General features: G+C 73.4%; 23 protein-coding genes. 16 read left to right on the plus strand and 7 right to left on the minus strand.

Annotated features, from left to right (window positions below):
- Window positions 1-108: 108 nt before the first annotated feature.
- Genes ACZ3X1_RS23225 through ACZ3X1_RS23235 form a run of 3 tightly spaced genes read left to right on the plus strand, consistent with a single transcriptional unit; the run spans window position 109 to window position 3,652 of the window.
- Entirely contained in the window at window positions 109-1,785 is a 1,677-nt protein-coding gene (locus ACZ3X1_RS23225; RefSeq protein WP_467280813.1) for an NAD(P)/FAD-dependent oxidoreductase, read from the plus strand.
- Window positions 1,782-3,302, plus strand: coding sequence for an ATP-binding protein (locus tag ACZ3X1_RS23230; protein ID WP_467280814.1), 1,521 nt, complete (start codon window positions 1,782-1,784; stop codon window positions 3,300-3,302). The genes ACZ3X1_RS23225 and ACZ3X1_RS23230 overlap by 4 nt, the downstream gene beginning before the upstream one ends.
- Window positions 3,299-3,652: a UBP-type zinc finger domain-containing protein gene (locus tag ACZ3X1_RS23235; protein WP_467280815.1), complete on the plus strand. Its 354-nt coding sequence runs from the start codon at window positions 3,299-3,301 to the stop codon at window positions 3,650-3,652. The genes ACZ3X1_RS23230 and ACZ3X1_RS23235 overlap by 4 nt, the downstream gene beginning before the upstream one ends.
- Window positions 3,653-3,872: 220 nt before the next feature.
- Here the strand turns inward: ACZ3X1_RS23235 and ACZ3X1_RS23240 are convergent, their stop codons facing one another.
- Window positions 3,873-4,901: a helix-turn-helix transcriptional regulator gene (locus ACZ3X1_RS23240; protein ID WP_356814372.1), complete on the minus strand. Its 1,029-nt coding sequence runs from the start codon at window positions 4,899-4,901 to the stop codon at window positions 3,873-3,875.
- 346 nt (window positions 4,902-5,247) lie between these two features.
- Here ACZ3X1_RS23240 and ACZ3X1_RS23245 point away from each other — a divergent pair, with 346 nt between their 5' ends.
- Window positions 5,248-6,339, plus strand: coding sequence for a DNA polymerase III subunit beta family protein (locus ACZ3X1_RS23245; RefSeq protein WP_467280816.1), 1,092 nt, complete (start codon window positions 5,248-5,250; stop codon window positions 6,337-6,339).
- A 56-nt stretch (window positions 6,340-6,395) separates the two neighbouring features.
- Here ACZ3X1_RS23245 and ACZ3X1_RS23250 read toward each other — a convergent pair whose 3' ends face one another.
- Window positions 6,396-7,547, minus strand: a complete 1,152-nt coding sequence (locus ACZ3X1_RS23250; RefSeq protein ID WP_467280817.1) for a DUF418 domain-containing protein — start codon at window positions 7,545-7,547, stop codon at window positions 6,396-6,398.
- Between the two features lie 345 nt (window positions 7,548-7,892).
- Between ACZ3X1_RS23250 and ACZ3X1_RS23255 the strand changes: the two genes are divergently transcribed.
- The 7 genes from ACZ3X1_RS23255 to ACZ3X1_RS23285 all read left to right on the plus strand — a co-directional run bounded on the left by ACZ3X1_RS23255 (window position 7,893) and on the right by ACZ3X1_RS23285 (window position 12,806).
- Window positions 7,893-8,933 carry an NUDIX domain-containing protein gene (locus ACZ3X1_RS23255; RefSeq protein ID WP_467280818.1) on the plus strand — a complete coding sequence of 347 codons (1,041 nt, stop codon included), beginning with the start codon at window positions 7,893-7,895 and terminating at the stop codon, window positions 8,931-8,933.
- A gap of 78 nt (window positions 8,934-9,011) precedes the next feature.
- Window positions 9,012-9,551 carry an SRPBCC domain-containing protein gene (locus ACZ3X1_RS23260; protein WP_467280819.1) on the plus strand — a complete coding sequence of 180 codons (540 nt, stop codon included), beginning with the start codon at window positions 9,012-9,014 and terminating at the stop codon, window positions 9,549-9,551.
- 135 nt (window positions 9,552-9,686) lie between these two features.
- Entirely contained in the window at window positions 9,687-10,196 is a 510-nt protein-coding gene (locus ACZ3X1_RS23265) for a hypothetical protein (protein ID WP_467280820.1), read from the plus strand.
- Between the two features lie 4 nt (window positions 10,197-10,200).
- Window positions 10,201-10,845, plus strand: a complete 645-nt coding sequence (locus ACZ3X1_RS23270) for a GNAT family N-acetyltransferase (protein ID WP_362623917.1) — start codon at window positions 10,201-10,203, stop codon at window positions 10,843-10,845.
- Window positions 10,846-10,990: 145 nt separating this feature from the next.
- The gene (locus tag ACZ3X1_RS23275) at window positions 10,991-11,227 is read left to right on the plus strand and encodes a hypothetical protein (protein ID WP_467280821.1); all 237 of its coding nucleotides are present in this window, start codon (window positions 10,991-10,993) and stop codon (window positions 11,225-11,227) included.
- Window positions 11,224-11,727, plus strand: a complete 504-nt coding sequence (locus tag ACZ3X1_RS23280) for a hypothetical protein (RefSeq protein WP_467280822.1) — start codon at window positions 11,224-11,226, stop codon at window positions 11,725-11,727. The genes ACZ3X1_RS23275 and ACZ3X1_RS23280 overlap by 4 nt, the downstream gene beginning before the upstream one ends.
- A gap of 317 nt (window positions 11,728-12,044) precedes the next feature.
- Window positions 12,045-12,806 carry a GNAT family N-acetyltransferase gene (locus ACZ3X1_RS23285; RefSeq protein WP_356814382.1) on the plus strand — a complete coding sequence of 254 codons (762 nt, stop codon included), beginning with the start codon at window positions 12,045-12,047 and terminating at the stop codon, window positions 12,804-12,806.
- A 56-nt stretch (window positions 12,807-12,862) separates the two neighbouring features.
- Here the strand turns inward: ACZ3X1_RS23285 and ACZ3X1_RS23290 are convergent, their stop codons facing one another.
- Both ACZ3X1_RS23290 and ACZ3X1_RS23295 read right to left on the minus strand, forming a co-directional pair.
- On the minus strand, window positions 12,863-14,350 hold the full coding sequence (locus ACZ3X1_RS23290; RefSeq protein WP_390078723.1) for a DEAD/DEAH box helicase: 1,488 nt from the start codon (window positions 14,348-14,350) through the stop codon (window positions 12,863-12,865).
- A 43-nt stretch (window positions 14,351-14,393) separates the two neighbouring features.
- Entirely contained in the window at window positions 14,394-14,915 is a 522-nt protein-coding gene (locus ACZ3X1_RS23295) for a MarR family transcriptional regulator (RefSeq protein ID WP_356814383.1), read from the minus strand.
- A gap of 107 nt (window positions 14,916-15,022) precedes the next feature.
- On the opposite strand from ACZ3X1_RS23295, the gene ACZ3X1_RS23300 reads away from it, so the two are divergent.
- Both ACZ3X1_RS23300 and ACZ3X1_RS23305 read left to right on the plus strand, forming a co-directional pair.
- Complete coding sequence (locus ACZ3X1_RS23300; protein WP_467280823.1) at window positions 15,023-15,397, plus strand: HGxxPAAW family protein; 375 nt, start codon at window positions 15,023-15,025, stop codon at window positions 15,395-15,397.
- 162 nt (window positions 15,398-15,559) lie between these two features.
- Window positions 15,560-15,766 carry a cold-shock protein gene (locus ACZ3X1_RS23305; protein ID WP_356814385.1) on the plus strand — a complete coding sequence of 69 codons (207 nt, stop codon included), beginning with the start codon at window positions 15,560-15,562 and terminating at the stop codon, window positions 15,764-15,766.
- A gap of 121 nt (window positions 15,767-15,887) precedes the next feature.
- Here the strand turns inward: ACZ3X1_RS23305 and ACZ3X1_RS23310 are convergent, their stop codons facing one another.
- The 3 genes from ACZ3X1_RS23310 to ACZ3X1_RS23320 all read right to left on the minus strand — a co-directional run bounded on the left by ACZ3X1_RS23310 (window position 15,888) and on the right by ACZ3X1_RS23320 (window position 17,305).
- Window positions 15,888-16,472 (minus strand): TetR/AcrR family transcriptional regulator, encoded by a 585-nt coding sequence (locus tag ACZ3X1_RS23310; RefSeq protein WP_467280824.1) that lies wholly within the window; start codon window positions 16,470-16,472, stop codon window positions 15,888-15,890.
- A complete protein-coding gene (locus tag ACZ3X1_RS23315; RefSeq protein ID WP_356814387.1) occupies window positions 16,469-16,822 on the minus strand; it encodes a DUF1304 domain-containing protein in 354 nt (117 codons plus the stop codon). The genes ACZ3X1_RS23310 and ACZ3X1_RS23315 overlap by 4 nt, the downstream gene beginning before the upstream one ends.
- A gap of 144 nt (window positions 16,823-16,966) precedes the next feature.
- Entirely contained in the window at window positions 16,967-17,305 is a 339-nt protein-coding gene (locus ACZ3X1_RS23320) for a thioredoxin family protein (RefSeq protein ID WP_391693335.1), read from the minus strand.
- A 115-nt stretch (window positions 17,306-17,420) separates the two neighbouring features.
- On the opposite strand from ACZ3X1_RS23320, the gene ACZ3X1_RS23325 reads away from it, so the two are divergent.
- The 3 genes from ACZ3X1_RS23325 to ACZ3X1_RS23335 all read left to right on the plus strand — a co-directional run bounded on the left by ACZ3X1_RS23325 (window position 17,421) and on the right by ACZ3X1_RS23335 (window position 19,535).
- Entirely contained in the window at window positions 17,421-17,690 is a 270-nt protein-coding gene (locus tag ACZ3X1_RS23325; protein WP_356814389.1) for a hypothetical protein, read from the plus strand.
- Window positions 17,691-17,877: 187 nt separating this feature from the next.
- On the plus strand, window positions 17,878-18,234 hold the full coding sequence (locus ACZ3X1_RS23330; protein ID WP_030654218.1) for a YciI family protein: 357 nt from the start codon (window positions 17,878-17,880) through the stop codon (window positions 18,232-18,234).
- An 80-nt stretch (window positions 18,235-18,314) separates the two neighbouring features.
- On the plus strand, window positions 18,315-19,535 hold the full coding sequence (locus ACZ3X1_RS23335; RefSeq protein ID WP_467280943.1) for an RNA polymerase sigma factor: 1,221 nt from the start codon (window positions 18,315-18,317) through the stop codon (window positions 19,533-19,535).
- Window positions 19,536-19,539 lie beyond the last annotated feature (4 nt).

The following is a 19,539-nucleotide window of genomic DNA, read 5'->3' on the forward strand; positions in this document are numbered from 1 at the left end:
ACGCTCCGTGGCGAACCGGAGCGGATCCGGTCGATCGAACATACGATGGGCGGAAACCGGCGCGTACGGCTCGCCGTGCCGCCGGACCGGGCCGCTCGTGGGAGACGCATGGCACAGCCCACCGAACCAGCGCGGACCGTCATCCTGACCGTGGACGACGATCCCGGGGTCTCCCGCGCCGTAGCCCGTGATCTGCGGCGCCACTACGGGGCCGGGTACCGGATCGTGCGCGCCGAGTCCGGCGAGTCCGCGCTCGAGGCACTGCGCGAGCTGAAGCTGCGGGGCGACCTGGTGGCGGTGATCCTGGCCGACTACCGCATGCCGCAGATGAACGGCATCGAGTTCCTCGAACAGGCCCTGCACCTGTACCCGGGCGCCCGGCGCGTGCTGCTGACCGCCTACGCCGACACCGGCGCGGCGATCGACGCGATCAATGTCGTCGACCTCGACCACTACCTGCTCAAGCCCTGGGACCCACCCGAGGAGAAGCTCTACCCGGTCGTGGACGACCTGCTCACGGCCTGGCGCTCCAGCGACTACCGGCCGGTCCCCGCCACCAAGGTCGTCGGGCACCGCTGGTCGGCGCGCTCCTCACAGGTACGGGAGTTCCTGGCCCGCAACCAGGTCCCGTACCGCTGGTACTCCTCCGACGAGCCCGAGGGGCGGCGGCTGCTGGAGGCCGCCGGGGCCGACGGACGGCGGCTGCCCCTGGTCGTCACCCCAGAGTGCACCGTGCTGATCGAGCCCGAGGCGGCCGACCTCGCCGCCCACGTCGGGCTCGCCACGACACCGGCCGCAGACTTCTACGACCTCGTCGTGATCGGCGGCGGTCCGGCCGGGCTCGGCGCGGCCGTGTACGGGGCCTCCGAGGGACTGCGCACGGTCCTGGTCGAGCGGTCGGCGACCGGTGGACAGGCCGGGCAGAGCTCCCGCATCGAGAACTACCTCGGCTTCCCCGACGGCGTGTCCGGTGCCCAGCTCACCGAACGCGCCCGCCGACAGGCCGGCCGGTTCGGCGCCGAGATCCTCACCGCGCGCGAGGTCACGGGACTGGAGGCCAACGGCCCCGCCCGGGTCGTCCGCTTCTCCGACGGCTCGTCCGTCGCCGCGCACAGCGTCATCCTGGCGACGGGGGTGTCCTACCGGCAGCTCCTGGCGCCGGGCTGCGACGATCTGACCGGCCGCGGCGTGTACTACGGCTCCTCACTCACCGAAGCCGCCTCCTGCCAGGGCCAGGACGTGTACATCGTGGGCGGCGCCAACTCCGCCGGGCAGGCGGCCATGTACCTCTCCCGGGGCGCCAAGTCGGTGACGCTGCTGGTACGAGGGGAGTCCCTGCGGGCCTCGATGTCGTACTACCTGATCCAGCAGATCGAGGAGGCGCCGAACATCTCGGTGCGGACCCGGACCGTTGTCGAGTCGGCCCACGGCGAGGAGCACCTGGAGCAGCTGGCCCTGCGGGACGTCGACAGCGGCGCGACGGAACTCGTCGACGCGCAGTGGATGTTCGCCTTCATCGGCGCGGCCCCGCTGACCGACTGGCTGGACGGCACGGTCCTGCGCGACGACCGCGGCTTCATCCTGGCCGGCCCCGACCTCACGCCCGACGGGCGGCCACCCGCCGAGTGGCCCCTGGAGCGGCCTCCCTACCACCTGGAGACCAACATCCCCGGCGTGTTCGTCGCGGGCGACGCGCGCGCCCAGTCCGCGAAGCGCGTCGCCTCCGCGGTCGGCGAGGGAGCCATGGCCGTGATGCTCGTCCACCGCTACCTGGAGCAGTCATGAGCGGAACGTACGTGCACTGCGACCCGCAGGAGATCGCCTCGCTGTTCCTGTTCGAGAAGCTCACCCCGCAGCAGCTGGGGCAGCTGTGCGCCGAGGGCCGGGTGGAACGCTTCGAAGCGGGTCCGGTGTACGCCGAGGGCGACCCGGCGTCCTGCTTCTACGTGATGATCGAGGGCACCGTCGTACTGTCCCGCCGGGTCGGCGGCGACGACGTCGAAGTGAGCCGGACCTCACAGCGCGGGGTCTACGCCGGGGCCATGCAGGCCTACCTGGGTGACCGGGTGCCCCAGACGTACACCAACTCGATGCGGGTGACCGAGCCGACCCGGTTCTTCGTGCTGCCCGGGCAGGCGTTCTCGGACTTCATGCAGGAGTGGTTCCCGATGGCCGCGCACCTGCTGGAGGGGCTCTTCTTCGGCGCGAAGAACACCCAGCGGGCCATCGGGCAGCGCGAACGGCTGCTGGCCCTCGGCTCGTTGTCCGCCGGCCTCACCCACGAGCTCAACAACCCGGCCGCGGCGGCCGTCCGCGCCACCGCGACCCTGCGCGAACGCGTCGGCAAGATGCGGCACAAACTGGCCGTCATCGCCCAGGGCGACTACTCCCGCGAGGCGATCGCCGACCTCATCGAGGTCCAGGAACGCACGGTGGAACGCGTCGCGAAAGCGACGGCGCTCAGCCCGCTGGAGGCCTCCGACCGGGAGGACGAGCTCGCCGACTGGCTCGACGACCACGGCATCGCCGAGGGCTGGCGGATCGCACCGACCTTCGTCCAGGCGGGACTGGACGTGGACTGGCTGGACCAGGTCGCGGCGGCCGTCGCCGACGACATCCTCCCGGGAGCCATCGGCTGGCTCAACTACACCGTCGAGACAGAGCTGTTGTTGGACGAGATCGACGACTCCACCACCCGCATCTCCCACCTCGTCGACGCCGCCAAGCAGTACTCGCAGCTCGACCGGGCCCCCAACCGGGTCGTCGACGTCCACGAACTCCTCGACAGCACGCTGCTGATGCTGTCCGGCAAGATCGGCCCCCGGGTGCGGGTGGTCAAGGACTACGACCGCTCCCTGCCGGACGTGCCCGCCTACCCGGCGGAGCTCAACCAGGTGTGGACCAACCTCATCGACAACGCCGTCTTCGCCATGGGGAGCACCGGCGGCGACGGCACCCTGACCGTGCGCACGGCACGGGAGGGGGAGCGGCTGCTGGTGGAGTTCCGCGACACCGGGCCCGGCATCCCGGCCGACATCCGCGGCCGCATCTTCGATCCCTTCTTCACGACCAAGCCGGTCGGCGAGGGCACCGGCCTGGGCCTGGACATCTCCTGGCGGATCGTGGTCAACAAGCACCACGGCAGCCTCCAGGTCGAGTCCGCCCCCGGCGACACCCGCTTCCAGGTCCTGCTGCCGCTGACCGCACCGGAACCTGAAAACGCCGAAAACGCCGAAAGCATCGAAAACGCCGGCAACGCCCGGAGCGCGCCCGGAACCGAGACAGCCGAGGAGCCCGCATGACCGACATCAAGGGGATCGACCCGAGCGTCCCGCCGACCGGCACCGGCTGCGCCGACTGCGACGCGGTGGGCGGCTGGTGGTTCCACTTGCGCCGCTGCGCCCAGTGCGGCCACGTCGGCTGCTGCGACTCCTCGCCCGCCCAGCACGCCACCGCCCACTGGAAGGCCACCGGACACCCGCTGGTGCAGAGCTTCGAGCCGGGCGAGGAGTGGTTCTGGGACTACGACGGCAACGAGATGTACGAGTCCGGGCCCCAACTGGCCCCGCCGGGAGACCACCCCGCGGACCAGCCGGCCCCGGGACCGGCCGACCGGGTGCCGGAGGACTGGACGCGCCGCTTGAACCGCTGACCAGGTGGTTCCTTTCGGACCTTGCCCGGCCGACAAGATCCGAAGGAGACGACCTGGCTAAGGGCTGTCCCGTAATCCCCGGTGGATCAGCGCGCGGCGTCAGACGCGGTGCATCGCAAGGCGGAGGAGCGTGCTGATACTGGGCGTATCCGGCGTTCCGACCACGCGGCGAGGTGCCGTGGCTGTCGTCGTGCGCCCGCCGGGGATTACGGGACAGCCCTCAGGGGGCACGGCGCAGGGCCGCGGGTGTGGTCCCGTACCAGCGCTGGACCGCCCGGCGCAGGGCGCGGGCGTCGGCGTAGCCGCTGCGGGCGGCGATCGCCTCGATGCTCAGATCGGTGGTGTGCAGCAGCCGCGAGATGTGGTCCCGCCGTACCGTCTCGACCTCCGTGCTCCACGTGGTGCCGTGTTCGTCGAGGCGGCGCTGAAGGGTTCGCGGGCTGACGGCCATCCGCCGCGCCACGGTGGCCAGGGCCGGGGCGGCTTCGTCCTGGACGGAGGTCAGGGCGCCGCGGAACAGGTCCAGCCAGTCGCGCAGCGGTACCGCCGTGGCGAGGGTCTGGTCGGCGTGCCGCCGCAGCACGGCCGACAGGCCGGGCTGGGCGTGCGGCGCCGGTGCGGTCAGATCGGCGGTGCGGAAGGTGAGGGAGCTGACCGGGGCCTCGAACTCGATGTTGCGGGTGCCGTAGAGCTCGATCAGCGCGTCGTGCCGCCGGGGTGCCTCGGCGGCCAGCGCCACGTGGAGGGGAACGAGACGCCGCTGCGCGGCTTCGCCCAGGCGGCGCAGGTACAGGCCGAGCGCGCAGGCGCGGACGGCGCAGGCCGCCTCGTGGGCCAGATCGGCCCGGTTGAGGTGGCTGAGGGTGACACGGTCCCCGTCCTCGGCGATCCGCAGGTCGTCCGTGCTGGTGTCCAGGACGGTGGCGAGGTAGACCCCCGCGTCCCGGATCCCTTCGAGGGGAGTGGGCGCGGAGGTGATCAGGTAGTCCCAGACCCCGAGGCTCCCGACGGCCGACTGCTGCGCCATCAGCAGGGACACCTCGGTCCAGTGAGCCTGGGCGGTCGCCAGTTCCGCGATGCGGATGCTCGTGACGACGGGGGGCCGGCACAGGTCGTCGTTGAGGTGCTCGGGTGCCATGCCCAGCAGGTGCGCGTACCCGGTCGGGGGTATGCCGAGCAGGCGTGCGGCATTGACGTTCAGGCGGGTGAGGGCGGAGGACGTTGTCCCCGGGTGCGCATGCGAGACCACAGGGGGTGAGCATAGACGCAGCGCGCAATGCCGGCCGGTCGGCGCAGTTTGGGTCCCGATGTCCCCAATACGGCGTGGAGGGTCCCCCCGTGGCGCGTTCGGTCCCCTTGCTGACGTCTGCTGCCATGGGTCGAGCAGGCCGCCCGGCCCTAGCGTTGTGATCGTCCTCGCAGGGTGCCCCGGCACCCGGAGGCGCACGGGAGGTCCCGTCCGGATCGGAGCCCCCCCACGGGGGTGGGGGGCTCGGGATCCCCGGCCGCGGGATCACCGCCCGCGCCCTCACACAGGCCCCACGTCCGGACCGCCGTTTGACCCTCGACCTGGTGGAGGGCGCAGAGTTCCGGGTGTGGAGAACGAAATGCGCAGCATCGGCGAGATGGCCAGGGACAGCGGACTGGGCGTGAGTGCTCTCCGGTTCTACGACGGTGCCGGCGTGCTGGTCCCGGCCCGGGTGGATCCGGCCAGTGGCTACCGCTGGTACGGCCCCGAACAGCTCGACGAGTCACGGGTGCTGGCCCGGCTGCGCCGGGCGGGCATGCCGTTGGCGGACATCCGCCTGGTGCTGGCCGGCTGGTCCGGTGCGGACACCGATCTGGTGCGGGGCCTGCTCCAGGCGCATCTGCGCCGTCTCGAAACGGGGCTGGCGAATGCCCGCGACGAGTTCTCCGCGGTCCGAGCACTACTCGAACGCAGGGAGAACCGCATGACTTCGCTCCGCACCGCCACCGTCGGGCTCACCGCCCGCGCACCAGAGCTCGCAGAGGCGCTGGACGCCGTGCGTTTCGCCGCCTGCACCGACCCGGAACTGCCGGTGCTCGGCGGTGTCCTGTTCGACATCGACGGCGAGGAGCTCCGGGTCGTGGCCACCGACCGGTACCGGATGGCCGTCGCACGGGTCGTGACCGCCGGATACGGGGGACCCCGTATCCAGGTCGTCGTGCCGTCCCGGCTCACGGACGCGATGCGGGCCCTGCTCGGTGACGACGCCGCCGTCCGGCTCACCGTGGACGGCGACCGCGTGGCCGTGCGGACGGAGGGCCACGAAGCGGCCGGCCACTGCCTCGACCACGACTTCCCCGACTACCGCCGCCTCGTGCGCCTGCCCGCGGGGCGCCGTGCCCGCGTCGACGTCCCGGCGTTCCGGCACGCGGTGGAAACCGGCCCCGTCCGCGAGAGCGAGGTGCGCGAGCCGGACGGCGCGCCTTGCGACATCAGCGTGCTCGAGGTGGTCGACGGCGTGGTGACCGTCTGCGAGGACGGCCGTGACGGCCCGGACCAGGTCGCCGTCAACCGCACGTTCCTGCTGCAGGCCCTCGCCGCGGCCGGCCGCGAAGAGCTGGTCGTCGAGGCCGGGGCCCCCACGGCGCCGCTGGCGATCCGCCGGACCGACACCGAGCAGGCCTTCTCGATCCTGATGCCCGTCCGCCTGCACGACTGACGGGCACGACCGACGCGCACGACCGACGCGCACGGCTACGGACGCCGCGCCCGGCGCTACGCCCGGCCGCCGACCTGCGCGGCCAGCCGCAGGGCGTGCTCCACCGGGCCGCGGCGCAGCGGGCTGTCCGCCCAGATCCGCTGCCAGACCCAGGTCAGAGCCAGCGCCGCGCCGCTGAAGACGATCCACGCCGACCAGGACGCGGCGCCGTGCGCCGGGCCGGCCAGGACCAGCGCGTGGACGACGTACGCGCTCAGCGCCATCGCCCCCAGCACCGTGAGCGGCCGCAGCAGGCGGGCGCCGGCCGCGTGCCGCGCGGCGAGTGCGCACAGGCCTACGAGGGCGCACCCCACGCCCGCGTTGCCCAAGGTCTCCAGCGGGGTCTGGCTGTAGGGGTCGGCCAGCAGCAGCCAGTCCCACGAGGTGCTGGGCACGGCGCCGAACTGGCTGCTCAGCACCTCCCGTACGGGGTCGGCGGCGGCCATCGCCTCCGGGTGGTGGACCGCTATCGCCTCCAGCAGCCGCTGCCGGGTCCCGAAAACGTGGCCGGCCAGCCAGGCGGAGCCGTACCCGGCGACCGCGGCCGCAGTGCCCCACACGGCCATCCGCCGGGCCGTCACCCGCTCCCGCACGTCGCACAGGCGGGCGAGGGCCATCCCGGCCAGGACGTAGGGGAAGTACGTGGCCAGCGGATACGCCCCGGTCAGCAGCAGCTCGCACACCACCGCCCCCAGCCCCGGCCAGCTGGTCAGATCCCCGGCCTCGGGGACCAGGCCGCGCCCGGACGACCCGTACCCGAACAGCGGACCCAGCAGGAACGACAGCAGCGGCCCCACTACGACCGACGCACCCGCAACGGCGGTGAGCACCGGCGTGGAGAGCCGGGTGAAGGGCTCGGCGGCCAGGAAGTACACGGCGAAGAAGGCCAGGATCACCAGGATCCCGGGCCACAACGAGGCAAGGTACAGGCCGAGTACGGCCAGGACGGCGCAGCGGATCAGCAGGGGACGCCACCGCGCCGCCCAGCCCTCGGGGCGCCGCGCGGGGTCCGTGCCGCGCTGCGCGAGGACCAGGGAGAAGCCCGCGAGGAGGGTGAAGAGGGCCGGGGCGCGGCCGTCGGCGGCGACGAGCAGGTAGCCGGCGCCCTCGGGCTGCGGGCTGGGGCCCACGTGCACGGCGAACATTCCGAGGACGGCGATGCCGCGCACGGCGTCCACCCCGGCCAGCCGCCCGGAGCCGCCGCCGGTCCGGCTGCCCGCCGTCGCCCCCGTCCCGGCAGCTGCCCCCGTTCCTGCCCCAGCCCCAGCCCCTGTTCCCACCGCTGTCCCCGCCACTGCCGTTCCCGCTCTGAAGTTGGTCGGACCGGCGGTGTTCATGCCGCCAGTCCGCTCCGGCACGGTACCAACGGCGACATAACCAAGTAATAAGGAGGTATAGCGGTGGCAAAGCGGGTCCTCGCCCCCGGCTGTACGGCCCGCCGTAACCCGCGGGCCGTGCCCGCTGTTGCACAGGCGGCGGGTCCATACGGGTCCACCCAGGTGAACGGAGCCCCGATGCCGCAGCTGACCGACGACAGCGCGACCGACGACAGCGCGACCGACGACCGTGAGTGCGGCGCCGGCACCTGGATGACCCCGGAGGAGTACGGCGCCTCCCGGGCCGCGGTCTGGACCGCGGCCGTCGTCCTCGTCACCGACACCGACGGCCGGATCCTCCTCCAGAGCGTCGACTACCGCGCCGACCGGATGCTCCCCGGCGGGGCGATCGACGCCGGCGAGGCGCCGTCCGCGGCGGCCGCCCGGGAGCTGCGCGAGGAGCTCGGCGTCGACGGCCGCTACCCGCGCGGTCTGGCCGTGGACTGGATCCCCGCCGACACCCCCGGCTTCCCCCCGGAGATGCGGTTCCCCGGCGAGATCCTGCACGTCTACGACGGCGGGACCTGGACACCGGACCGGATCGACGCCGTTCGGCTCCCGGCGCAGGAGATCACCGGCATCCACTTCGCCGAGCCGGCCGACCTGCCCGCCCTGATGGACCCCGGCGACGCCCGCCGTGCCCTGTCCGCGCTGCGCGCCCGCATCAACGGCTCCGGCGCCGCCCTCCTGGAGGACGGCCGCCCCACCGCACCGACCGCCCTCGACCGGCTCGGTGTGCTCCGCGCGCGCCGGATCCCGCAGCGCGGTGCCTGGCAGGGCGGCCCGGTGCCCGCGCAGCGGCCCGTGCACGACCTCTCCGGCTGGCTGTTCGCCCCCGACGGCCGGGTCCTGCTCCTGATCGCCCGGGCCACCGGCGCCGCCCACCTCCCGCCCCCGGCCGCCGCGACCGCCACGGGATCCGCCCCGCTCGGCTACCGCCACGGCGAGGAGGGCGCGCACGCCCGCGTCGCGGCTCGCCTCACCGGCCTCCCGCCGGCCACGGATCCGGCGTACGCCCGCCTGCTGGCCACCCCGGAGCAGGTCCGCGAACTGAGCGACTGGGGCCCGGCGGGCGAGGACGAGCTCACCGCCGTCCACGCGGCCCGCACCCGTCTGGGCCTGCCCGCACCGGCCCGCACCCCGCTCACCGAACTCCCCGAGGAGGGCGTCCGCTGGTGACCGGCCGAAGGGACCGCCCGCCACCGCCGTGACCGTGAAATCCGTCGTCCGCGGTCCGCGGTCCCGCAGCATGGGGCCATGAGCGACAGTGCGATCACCTACACCCTCTACATCCAGGCCGATCCCTCCCGGGTCTGGCAGGCCCTCACCGACCCCGCCTTCACCCGCCGGTACTGGGGGCTCAGCTTCGAGACCGACTGGTCGGTGGGCTCGCCGATGGACTGGATCGAGCGGGGGAATCGCACCAGCGACCCCGGCCAGCTCGTCCTCGGCTGCGTCCCCGACCGCCTGCTGTCCTACACCTGGCACACCTTCAGCCCGCAGTGGGCCGCCGCGGTCGGGATCGACGAGGAGCTCCGGTCCGAGCTGGCGAAGGAGCCCCGCACGAAGGTGACGTACGAGATCGAGCCGGTCGGCGACACCCTCGCACGGCTGACCATCCTCCACGAGGGCTTCCGGCCGGGCGGCACCCTGATCGGCATGTGCGGGCGGGCCTGGCCGATGCTCGCGTCGAGCCTCAAGACCCTGTTGGAGACCGGCGCCCCACTGCCCGAGCCGCAGCACGAGACCGGCCAGGGGGCCGGCGGGTACGAGGCGCACGAGACCCGCGAGGGCTGATCCGCGGCACGGAGAGCCGGCGGGCGCGGGCGGTCGCCCGGAGCCCGGCCCTCCGTACTGCTCGTCCGCCCCACCTGAACTGCCGCGTAGCGCACCTGAGATCATGTGTACGGACCACGAATCAGGAGCGCAGACTTGGCACTCGCACACCACCGCGTCGTCGTCACCGCCACCGGACGCGTCCGCGACGGGATCATGGCGCAGGGCCACGACGCCGACCGCGTCCACGCCTGCGCCTACGCCTCCGCACACGCCTGCGACCTCACCGACCCGGCCCCCGTGCGGGAGTTCGCAGCCGCGGGGGCCGCCCGCACGGACGTGGTCGACGTACTCGTCCACAACGGCTCCCGCTACCAGCACGGCACCGACCTGCTGTCCGCCTCCGACGAGGACGGCGTCGACGCCCTCGCACCCGGCGCCGCCGGCACCGTACTGGCCACCAAGGCGTTCCTGCCGCCCCTGCTGCAGCCGGCCGAGCCGGACACCTTCGCCCTGGTGTCCGGCTGCGGAGGGGCCGGCCACGACCGGTGCGACGCCCACGACGTCCACGACGTCCACGATGCCTTCTACGCCGCCAGGAGCGCGCAGGCCGGCCGGCGGTCCCGCGACTGCTTCATCAAGTCCTTCCGCTTCGAGGAGGTCTGACGGCATGGGCAGTACGCTGACCCAGATCTTGGACGCGGCGGCCGAAGGCCGGTTCCCGCCACCCGATGGCGGCACGACCGTGGTTCCGCAGGAACACCGCCGCGACGCGGGCGTCCTCGCCTTCACCGCGCATTCCGTCGTGTTCACCGACGAGGACCCGGAGTGGGTCCTGGCCACCCTCGCCGCCCTGGACTGCGACGCACTGGCCGCCACCATGAACCCCCGCTTCCTGGCCGCGCTGCTGGACCGCACCGGACGCCGGACCGACACCATCGACCTGCTCACCGTCGCCGGCCCGCTGCCCGGCCGGCCCGCGCTGGAGCTCCGGGAGACGACGGACCCCGACCATCCGCGCGTACGCAGGGCCCTGCGCCGCCGTCACGACGTACGGGTCTGGTCGGCCGACGGGGGAGTCCTCGTCCTCGGCCGCGGCGTCGCGGGCCGCTGGGAGGCGGCCATCGAGGTCGACGAGGACGTCCGGCACCGCGGGCTGGGAAGGGAACTGGCCCGCGCCGCCCGCCACCTCGTCCCCGGCGGACAGCCGGTCTGGTCCCAGCAGGCCGCCGGCAACGCGCGCAGCATCCGCGCCTTCCAGGCGGCCGGCTACCGGCCGGTCGGCGCGGAGGCCCTGATGGCGCTCCCCTCCTGACGGCGCCCTGCGAAGTTAAGGCCCAGCAGGTACCAGACGAGAGTGCCGAATGCGATCCGGCACCCTGACCACCGGCCCTCTACGGCGGTCGTGTGGAATGGGTGCCATGCGGAGAGGCAAGAAGCAACGGCGACCCGCCATAGGCATGCCGACGGGGGTTCTGGTCCTGCCGGTGGCGGGGGGCTGGGCGATGTCGATCACGGGTGTCGGCTGCGGTCGGCCCGACCCGTCCGTCGTCGACGCCGCACAGGCCAAGGACATCGCCGCCGCGACCGTGGCCGGCATCGCGCGCCGCCATCACGGGCGGGCCGTGCGGACCGACTGGGAGCCGCTCGCCGACGGCGGCTGGGCGGGACACCTCCGCGAGGACGTCGCCCCATGAGCCTCCCCGCCCCCGACTCCGACACGCCCCCCGAGCACTGGCGCTACGCCCGCCACCTCGAAGCGCTGGCCGCGACGCCCGGCGAGACCGTCGAGGCGGAGGTCGTGGCCGCCGTCCTGCGCGACCCCGACCGCGTGATGGCCGAGAGCGCGGTCGTCACCCACCTCGACCGCCGGGCGGCGGGCCTGCTCACCGACGAAGGGTTCAACGCCTGGGCGCGGGCCATGTCCGGCGTGCTCGCCGACCGCGCCTTCCCCGAGCGCCGGCTGCGGGAGTGGAGCCTGCTCAAGGCGGTCACCTGCGGCGAGCCCTGGGCCGCCGCCGAGCTGACCGGCGCGTCCGACTGGTGCCAGCGCACCGCGGTCCGGCTGCTCGGCTCGTACGAGGCCCTGGAGCTGCTCGCCGCGGACGCCCGTACCCGCCGCGTCCGCAACGCCGCCGCCGAGCGCCTGCGCAGACGGCCCGTCGTCCCACGATCCGAACTGAAGGACGCCCCCTGAAAGAGCGCTTTGTCCTGACAAGGTCGTTCGGCAACTCGGGTCTCAAACGTGTGAGGATCGTGTTGTGTGCGCCTGCATCTCGAGCAGTGGCGCGCATGACGGCGCAAGGTCGAGTGGGGGTTCTGGAGTGTTCGCGGGGAGAACGGCGCGGCTGGTGGTCGGCAACGACGGCGAGGACCTGCTGGAGCTGACCGTGGAGCCCGGGCGGACATCCACCGGATCCAGCCGAAGGAGCGCCCCCTCGCCTTGCGGTGCACCGCATCTGGCGCCGTGCGCTGATCCTCCGGGAATTACGGGACAGCCGTTAGGCTGCCCGGATGACCAGCGCGCACCTCTCCCGCATCAACCGCTTCATGGCGGCCTTCGCCCGCCGCCAGGCGGCCCGTACCGTCGGGCTGCCCGGAGGGTTCGCCGCCTACGACGACGCCTTCGCGCAGTCCCGCGCGAACAACCAGGTCGTCATCGACGCGGACGTCGACCCCGAGGCGCTCCCCGCCATCGCTGAGGAGGCCCTCGGCCACCTGCCGCACCGCCTGGTCTCCGTGCTCGACGACGAGACCGCGCGGGCGTGCGCCGGACCGCTGGTCCACGCCGGCTACACCCACTCCACCTATCTGGTGATGCTCCACACCGGCCAGGTGCCGGCCAGGGCGGCCGCACAGGAGGTGGGCCTCGACGCCCTGCGCGGCCCGCTGACCACCCGCTGGCGCGGCATCCTCCCGGACGTCGACGGCGAGGTCGTGCGCCAGCTCGTCGACCGGCGCGAGGCGCGCCTGCGCGGCGCCGACGACGTCCGCTTCATCGGCTCCCGCACGGAGGGCGGCGAGGTCGCCTCCTGGGCCGACCTCTACCTCGACCCCGCCGCCGGTACGGCCCAGATCGAGGACCTGATGACCTCGGAAGCCCACTGCCGCCGCGGCCACGCGGGCGCTGTCGTGGACACCGCCCTGCACCTGGCCGCGGAGGCGGGCTGCGAGACCCGCTTCCTGACCGCCGACGCGACGGACTGGCCGCGCCACTGGTACGAGCGCCGCGGCTTCCACGTCATCGGCCACTCCCACGCCTTCGAACGCGGCTGACCCGCCGGCCGGGGCCGACCGCAGGCCTGTAGCGGCGCGGCGGGCCCGCCGGGGGCTCAGATGCCGCGGCGGACCCTCGCCGCGCGGCGGGCCTCGGCCTGCTGACGGGCCTCCAGCGTCTTGCGGGACTCCTTGCCCTTCCCGGGCCGCCCCGGCCGGGTGCCGATGCCGCGGAAACCGAGCTCCGTACCCGACGGCCTGCCCGTGGCGTCGGTCGGCGCGGAGCCGGCCAGCGGCACCCCGGAGGGGGCCTTCGCGCCCGTGATCCGGCTGAGCGCCGCCTCGCCGGAGCGCACCTGCGTGATCGTGGGCCGGATCCGTGCGTCGGACAGCAGGCGGACCATGTCCCGGCGCTGGTTCGGGGTGACGAGGGTGACGACCCGGCCGGACTCGCCGGCCCGGGCGGTGCGGCCGCCGCGGTGCAGGTAGTCCTTGTGGTCGGCCGGCGGATCGACGTTGACGACGAGGTCGAGGTCGTCGATGTGGATGCCGCGCGCCGCGACGTTCGTCGCGACCAGCACGGTGACGGCCCCGGCCTTGAACTGGGCCAGGGTCCGGGTGCGCTGCGGCTGCGACTTGCCGCTGTGCAGCCCCTCGGCCCGTACGCCCATCGCGCGCAGGTGCTTCACGAACTGGTCGACCCCGTGCTTGGTGTCGAGGAACATCAGCACCCGGTTGTCACGGGCCGCGATCTCGGTCGCCGCCGAGACCTTGTCGGCCGCGTGGATGTGCAGCACGTGGTGGTCCATCGTCGTCACCGCACCCGCCTGCGGGTCGACGGACGAGGAGACCGGGTCCTTCAGGTACCTGCGGACCAGCTGGTCGACGTTGCGGTCCAGGGTCGCCGAGAACAGCATCCGCTGGCCCGCGTGGTGCACCTGGTCCAGGATCTCCGTGACCTGCGGCATGAAGCCCATGTCGCACATCTGGTCTGCCTCGTCGAGCACGGTGATCCGCACCCGCTCCAGGTGCACGTCGCGCCGTCCGACCAGGTCGCTGAGCCGCCCCGGGGTGGCCACGACGACCTCGGCCCCGGCCCGCAGGGCGCTCACCTGCCGGCCGATGGACAGCCCGCCGACCACCGTGGCCATCCGCAGCCGCAGGGCCGCCGCGTACGGCTCCAGCGCCTCGGTCACCTGCTGCGCCAGCTCGCGCGTGGGTACGAGGACCAGCGCCAGCGGGCGCTTCGGATCGGCCTGCCGGCCCGCCGTCCGCGCGAGCAGCGCCAGGCCGAAGGCGAGGGTCTTGCCGGAGCCTGTCCGGCCGCGCCCGAGGACGTCACGCCCGGCGAGGGCATTGGGGAGCGTCGCGGCCTGGATCGGGAACGGCTGCGTCACCGACAGGGAGGCCATGGTCTCCGCCAGCTCCACGGGCAGGTCGAGCTCGGAGAACGACTCCACCGGCGCCAGCGCCGGCGACTTCGGCTCGGGCATCGCGAACTCACCCTGCGGCCCGAGGCTCCGGGGGGCCTTGGCGGCGGTCTTGGAACCGGCCTTGGCACCGCCCTTCACACCGAAGCGCCCATGAGCTGACGGGTTCCTCATGCAGGACCTTTCGAAGTACGGAGAGAAGAAGGAAAGGAGATGGTCAACCGCCCATGGTACCAGCGGGGGGCGGACCCGCCGGGGCGTCCAGTTCGCCGGAGCGCACCTGGGCGCAGTGGGCGCGGACCTCGGTCGCCGCACGCTCGAACCAGTCGGCGATCACGGCGATCTCATCGGGGGTGTAGTCGGCGAACAGCGCCCCCAGCCGGTCGTAGAACGGCTGGTAGACGGCGAAGACCCGGGCGGCCGCGGCAGGCTCCGCCACCACCCGCACCCGGCGCCGGTCGGCGGGGTCGGGCATGCGCCGCGCGTATCCGGCCTTTTCGAGGCGGTTGAGCACGCCCGTGACGGCGCCGGTGGTCAGGTCCACCAGTTCGGCCAGGTCGCCGGCGGCCAGGGGGGTCTCCCCGGCGCCCAGGACGTGCCCGAGGCAGGTCAGGTCGGTGACGTTGAGGCCCAGCCGCTGCGCCACCTCCTGCTGGCCGACGATGCCGAGGGCGACGAACTGGTCCATGCGCGAAAGCGCCTCCGCGGCCGTGGCCGCGGGGCGGGGCTTGCCCTGCACGCGAATACTCCTTAGCATCTAAGTTACTTAGCGAGTGAGATACTTACCTTGCGAAATAAGCATCTCCTTTTCCGAGCCTACTGCTGCCCCTCCGACCAGGGAGAACCATGAGCGCGCACGGTCACGTCGACCTCGGCCACACGGTGGCCGGCTGGACCGGCACCACTTTGGCCCTACTGGGCTTCGCCGGAGCGGGAGCCGCTCTGTGCGCGGGGTGGGCTTCCGGGATCCTGATCGGCCTAGGTGTCGTGGTCCTGGCCGGGCTCGTCACCTGGCTGCTGCACCTCGCCGGGTGGGGCAAGCCGAGCGGCCCCCGCCCGGAAGCCGAATGGCACTGGCGCGTCCGGGACCCCGCGGCCCGCACCGGGCACGCCGACTGTCTGGGCTGCCGCGTCGCCGGACCCCGCCGGGCCGTTCCGGGCGCCGCCGGATCCCGCTCTCCGGCGCTGCCGGTCGCGGAAGAGGGGGCTCTGACCCCGTAGGAGCGGGGCGGGCCCCCGTATCGCGGACAGGGCGGCCGCAAGTTCGAATGTGCGACGCGCCCCCGGTTGGCCGCGTCCGGCGTGTGCTGTGGGGGAGCTTTGGGCAGGATCGAGACGGCCGCGTGTGCGGCCCGCAGTGGACCGTTGTGAAGGATCAGCAAGATGGCAACAGGTGTCGTGAAGTGGTTCAACTCGGAGAAGGGGTTCGGCTTCATCCAGCAGGACGACGGCGGTCCTGATGTGTTCGTGCACTTCTCCGCGATCCAGGCCACGGGCTTCAAGTCGCTGGAGGAGAACGCGCGGGTCGACTACACCGTCACCCAGGGCCCCAAGGGTCCCCAGGCCGACAACGTGGTCCCCATCGGGTAGCCGCCACCACGAGCCGTGCCGCTAAACGGAACCCCGCCGGTCCACCGGCGGGGTTCTCCGCGTCCCGCGTCTGTCGCGTGCGGGGCCGGTCGCGTGCGGGGCCGGTCGCGTCCGCGGCCTGTCACCTGCCGGACTGTCTCGGCCCGACGGCCCGGTGCAGGGCAAGGAGCAGCCGCCACAGGGCGTCGGCCAGCGCTGCCGGATCCGACGGAATCTCGCCGTGCAGCCAGTCCGCGAGCACCCCGGTGAAGGCCGCGGCGACCGCCGAGGCGGCGAGCTCGGGCTGAGGGGCGCCCACCGCCGCGCGTTCGGCGCGCGCGCGGGCGCGCAGCTCCCGGTGCAGGCGGTCGCCGAGAGGGCCGCCGCCGCCGGGGAGCAGCAGGGTCCGGTAGAGCGGCGCCCGCTCCGCCGCCCCCGCCAGGAACTCGGCCAGTGCCGCCGGAGGGCGGGCCGGGGGGAGGGGTGAGGGGCCGGTCTGCCAGGCGTGCAGGGCGTCGACCGCCGCGTGCACGACGTCCGCGCACGCGTCGACGGCGAGCGCCGTGAGGTCCTCGTAATGCAAGTAGAACGTGGCGCGGCCGACGCCCGCCCGGCGGACCACCGCCGAGACGCTGACCTCGGCGAGCGGCCGGTCGACGCACTCGGCCAACAGGCTCTCGCACAGCCGCGCCTTCGTCCGGGCCGTGCGCGGATCCTCCGGGCTCATGCGGCCAGCAGCGCGGCACCGAGCGCGAGGCCCCCCGGTACGGCCTGGGCGATCAGGATCCGGCGGTTGGCGGTCGCGGCCCCGAACACGCCGGCCACGACCACGCACACGAGGAAGAAGACCTGCGTGGCGAGCGAGCCGATGACCAGCCCCCAGACCAGGCCGGCGGCGAGGAAGCCGTTGTAGAGGCCCTGGTTGGCGGCGAGCGGCGCGGTCAGCCGGGCGGTGTCCGCGTCGAACCCCGACAGCGCCCGGCCCGGTGGCCGCTGCCACAGGAACATCTCCAGGACCAGGAAGTACGCGTGCAGCGCGGCCACGAGGCCGATCAGGATCTGAGCGACCGTCTGCATGGCCGTCTCCACTTCGGGCGTAGGGGACAGGGGAAGCAACTTCCTGGACAACTGTACAGGAAGTCCCGTGGCCGGCCCGTCGCTCCGCGCGGGGGCAGACCCGCGACCCTGCTCCGAGCCGCCCGGTTGGCACGCTCCCCGGAGTCAGAGGTGGGAGTCGAGGAACGCCCGGAACTCCTCGCGGCTCATCGGGCCCGCCTGGCTGGCGACCGCCTCGCCCTCCTCGATGAGCACGGCGGTCGGCGCACCGGTCACGCCGTAGCGCCTCGTCGCCCCGGGGCAGCGGGTCATGTCGGTGCGGACGGCGGTGAACCGCGTCCCGTACTCCCGTGCCAGCTCGCCGACGACCGCGTCCATCGCACGGCAGGCCTCCACCGCCTTGGGCCAGGTGCCGCAGAAGTAGGCGAGGACGGGTCCCGTCGTCATCGACAGGACGAAGTCGAACTCCTGGTCCTCCTGTGGCCGGTGCACCCCATGTGCCATGCGTGACGCTCCTCGCTCGTGCGCCCCTCCGCCGGGAGCGCGGCACCCATCATCGCCGCCGTCCGGGCGGGCGGCCGCCGGGCCGTTGTCAGTGCCGCCTGTGAAGCTGATCAGCATGGACGACAGGATGCTCCGGCGCCGGGTCTACGGCGCCGACCACGACGACCCCGACCCCGGCCCGCGCTCCGGCCACGTCTACGGCGAACTCGTCGGCGGCCCGCTCGACGGGCTGCTCCTGGACATCACGGGGTGGAGCGCGCGCCGGCTCGACGAGGAGGCCCGCCTCCCCACGGAGATAGGACGCTACGGCGCGGGGGGCCGGGCCCACTACCGCCGCAGGGCGGGGGACCCGGGGCACTGGGACTGGACCGGCGACAGCCGCTGACCGGCCCCGCCGCAGCCCCGCGCACCGCCCGCCCCGGCGTCCGCCGCACCGCCTGCCGGAGTCCCCCGGTGGCCACCGCGAAAAATTCCTCGAAGTATTTCCGGAGAGCTGTCGATCCGGGCGCCTCCCGTTCGACGCAAGGGTGAGAGGCGGGGAAGGACCCCGCCCCCGCGACCGAGGAGTCACCATGCCGCGCTTCCTGACGATGATCCGCATCAACGAGCAGGACCTTCCCCCCAACGAGTTCCCGCCGGAGTTCGAGCAGCGCATGGGCGCCCTGCTGGAGGAGATCACCAAGGCCGGCGTCATGCTCGACACCGCGGGACTGCTCCCCACCTCCGAAGCGACCCGTCTCAGCTGGTCCGGCGGGAAGATCAGCTACACGGACGGCCCCTTCACCGAGACCAAGGAGGTCGTCGGCGGCTACTCCCTCAGCCAGTGCAAGGACAAGGCGGAGGCCATCGAGTGGACCAGGCGGTTCCTGGAGATCCACCCGGCGGAATGGAACGTCAGCGCCGAGGTCAGGGAGATCCAGGAGATGTGATCCGGGAGGGTGGTCCCGCCCGCTCGTGCCGCGTTTGCCCTGCCTCGTCACGGCTGCTCTGATGGGTGGCCGTGACGGCAGTGGATACGGCCCGGGCGGTCAAAGCGGTGTTCAGGATCGAGTCGGCGCGGATCATCGCCGGCGTCACCCGCATCGTGCGGGACGTCGGCATCGCCGAGGAGATCGCACAGGACGCCCTCGTCGCCGCCCTCGAGCAATGGCCCGAGTCGGGTGTCCCGGACCGTCCGGGCGCCTGGCTCATGGCGACGGCCAAGCACCGCGCGATCGACCTCGTCCGCCGCAAGGAGACGTACGCGCGCAAGCTCGCCGAGGTCGGCCGGACCCTGGAGGACGAACCGCCGCCCCCGGAACCGGCCGAACCCGACGACATCGACGACGACCTGCTGCGCCTGGTCTTCACCGCCTGCCACCCCGTCCTCGCGACCGAAGCCCGCATCGCGCTCACCCTGCGCCTGATCGGCGGACTGACGACCCAGGAGATCGCCCGCGCCTTCCTCGCCTCCGAGAGCACGGTCGCCCAGCGCATCGTGCGCGCGAAGCGGACCCTGGCCAAGGCCGCGGTGCCCTTCGAAGTCCCCTCCGGGGCCGACCGCGAGGCACGGCTCTCCTCGGTCCTTGAGGTCATCTACCTGGTCTTCAACGAGGGCTACTCGGCCACCTCCGGGGACGACCTGGTCCGGCCCGCCCTCTGCGAGGACGCCCTGCGCCTGGCCCGCGTGCTGGCGGCCCTCATGCCCGAGGAGGGCGAGGTGCACGGCCTCGCCGCGCTGCTGGAGTTCCAGGCGTCCCGCATCGCCACCCGAACCGGGCCCGACGGCGAACCGGTGCTGCTCGCCGACCAGAACCGGGCCAGGTGGAACCGCATGCTCATCGCCAGGGGCGCCCGGGCGATGAGCCGGGCCGGCAGCGGCCCGTACGCCCTCCAGGCCGCCATCGCCGGCTGCCACGCGGCCGCCGTCCGCTACGAGGACACGGACTGGGCCGCGATCGCCACCCTCTACGGGCGGCTGGTCCAGCTGACCCCCTCACCGGTGGTGGAGCTCAACCGGGCGGTGGCGGTCTCCATGGCCGAGGGACCGGCGGCCGCCCTGCCGCTCGTCGACGCCCTGGCACAGGAACCGGCCCTGAACGCCTACCACTTGCTGCCGAGCGTACGGGGCGACCTGCTGGAGCGCCTCGGCCGGCCGCGCGAGGCCCGGGCCGAGTTCGAGCGCGCGGCCTCGCTCACCCGCAACGAGCGGGAACGCACCCTGCTCCTGCGGCGCGCGGCCCGCCTCTGAGCCG

It is taken from the genome of Streptomyces sp. NPDC023541 (assembly GCF_055559995.1).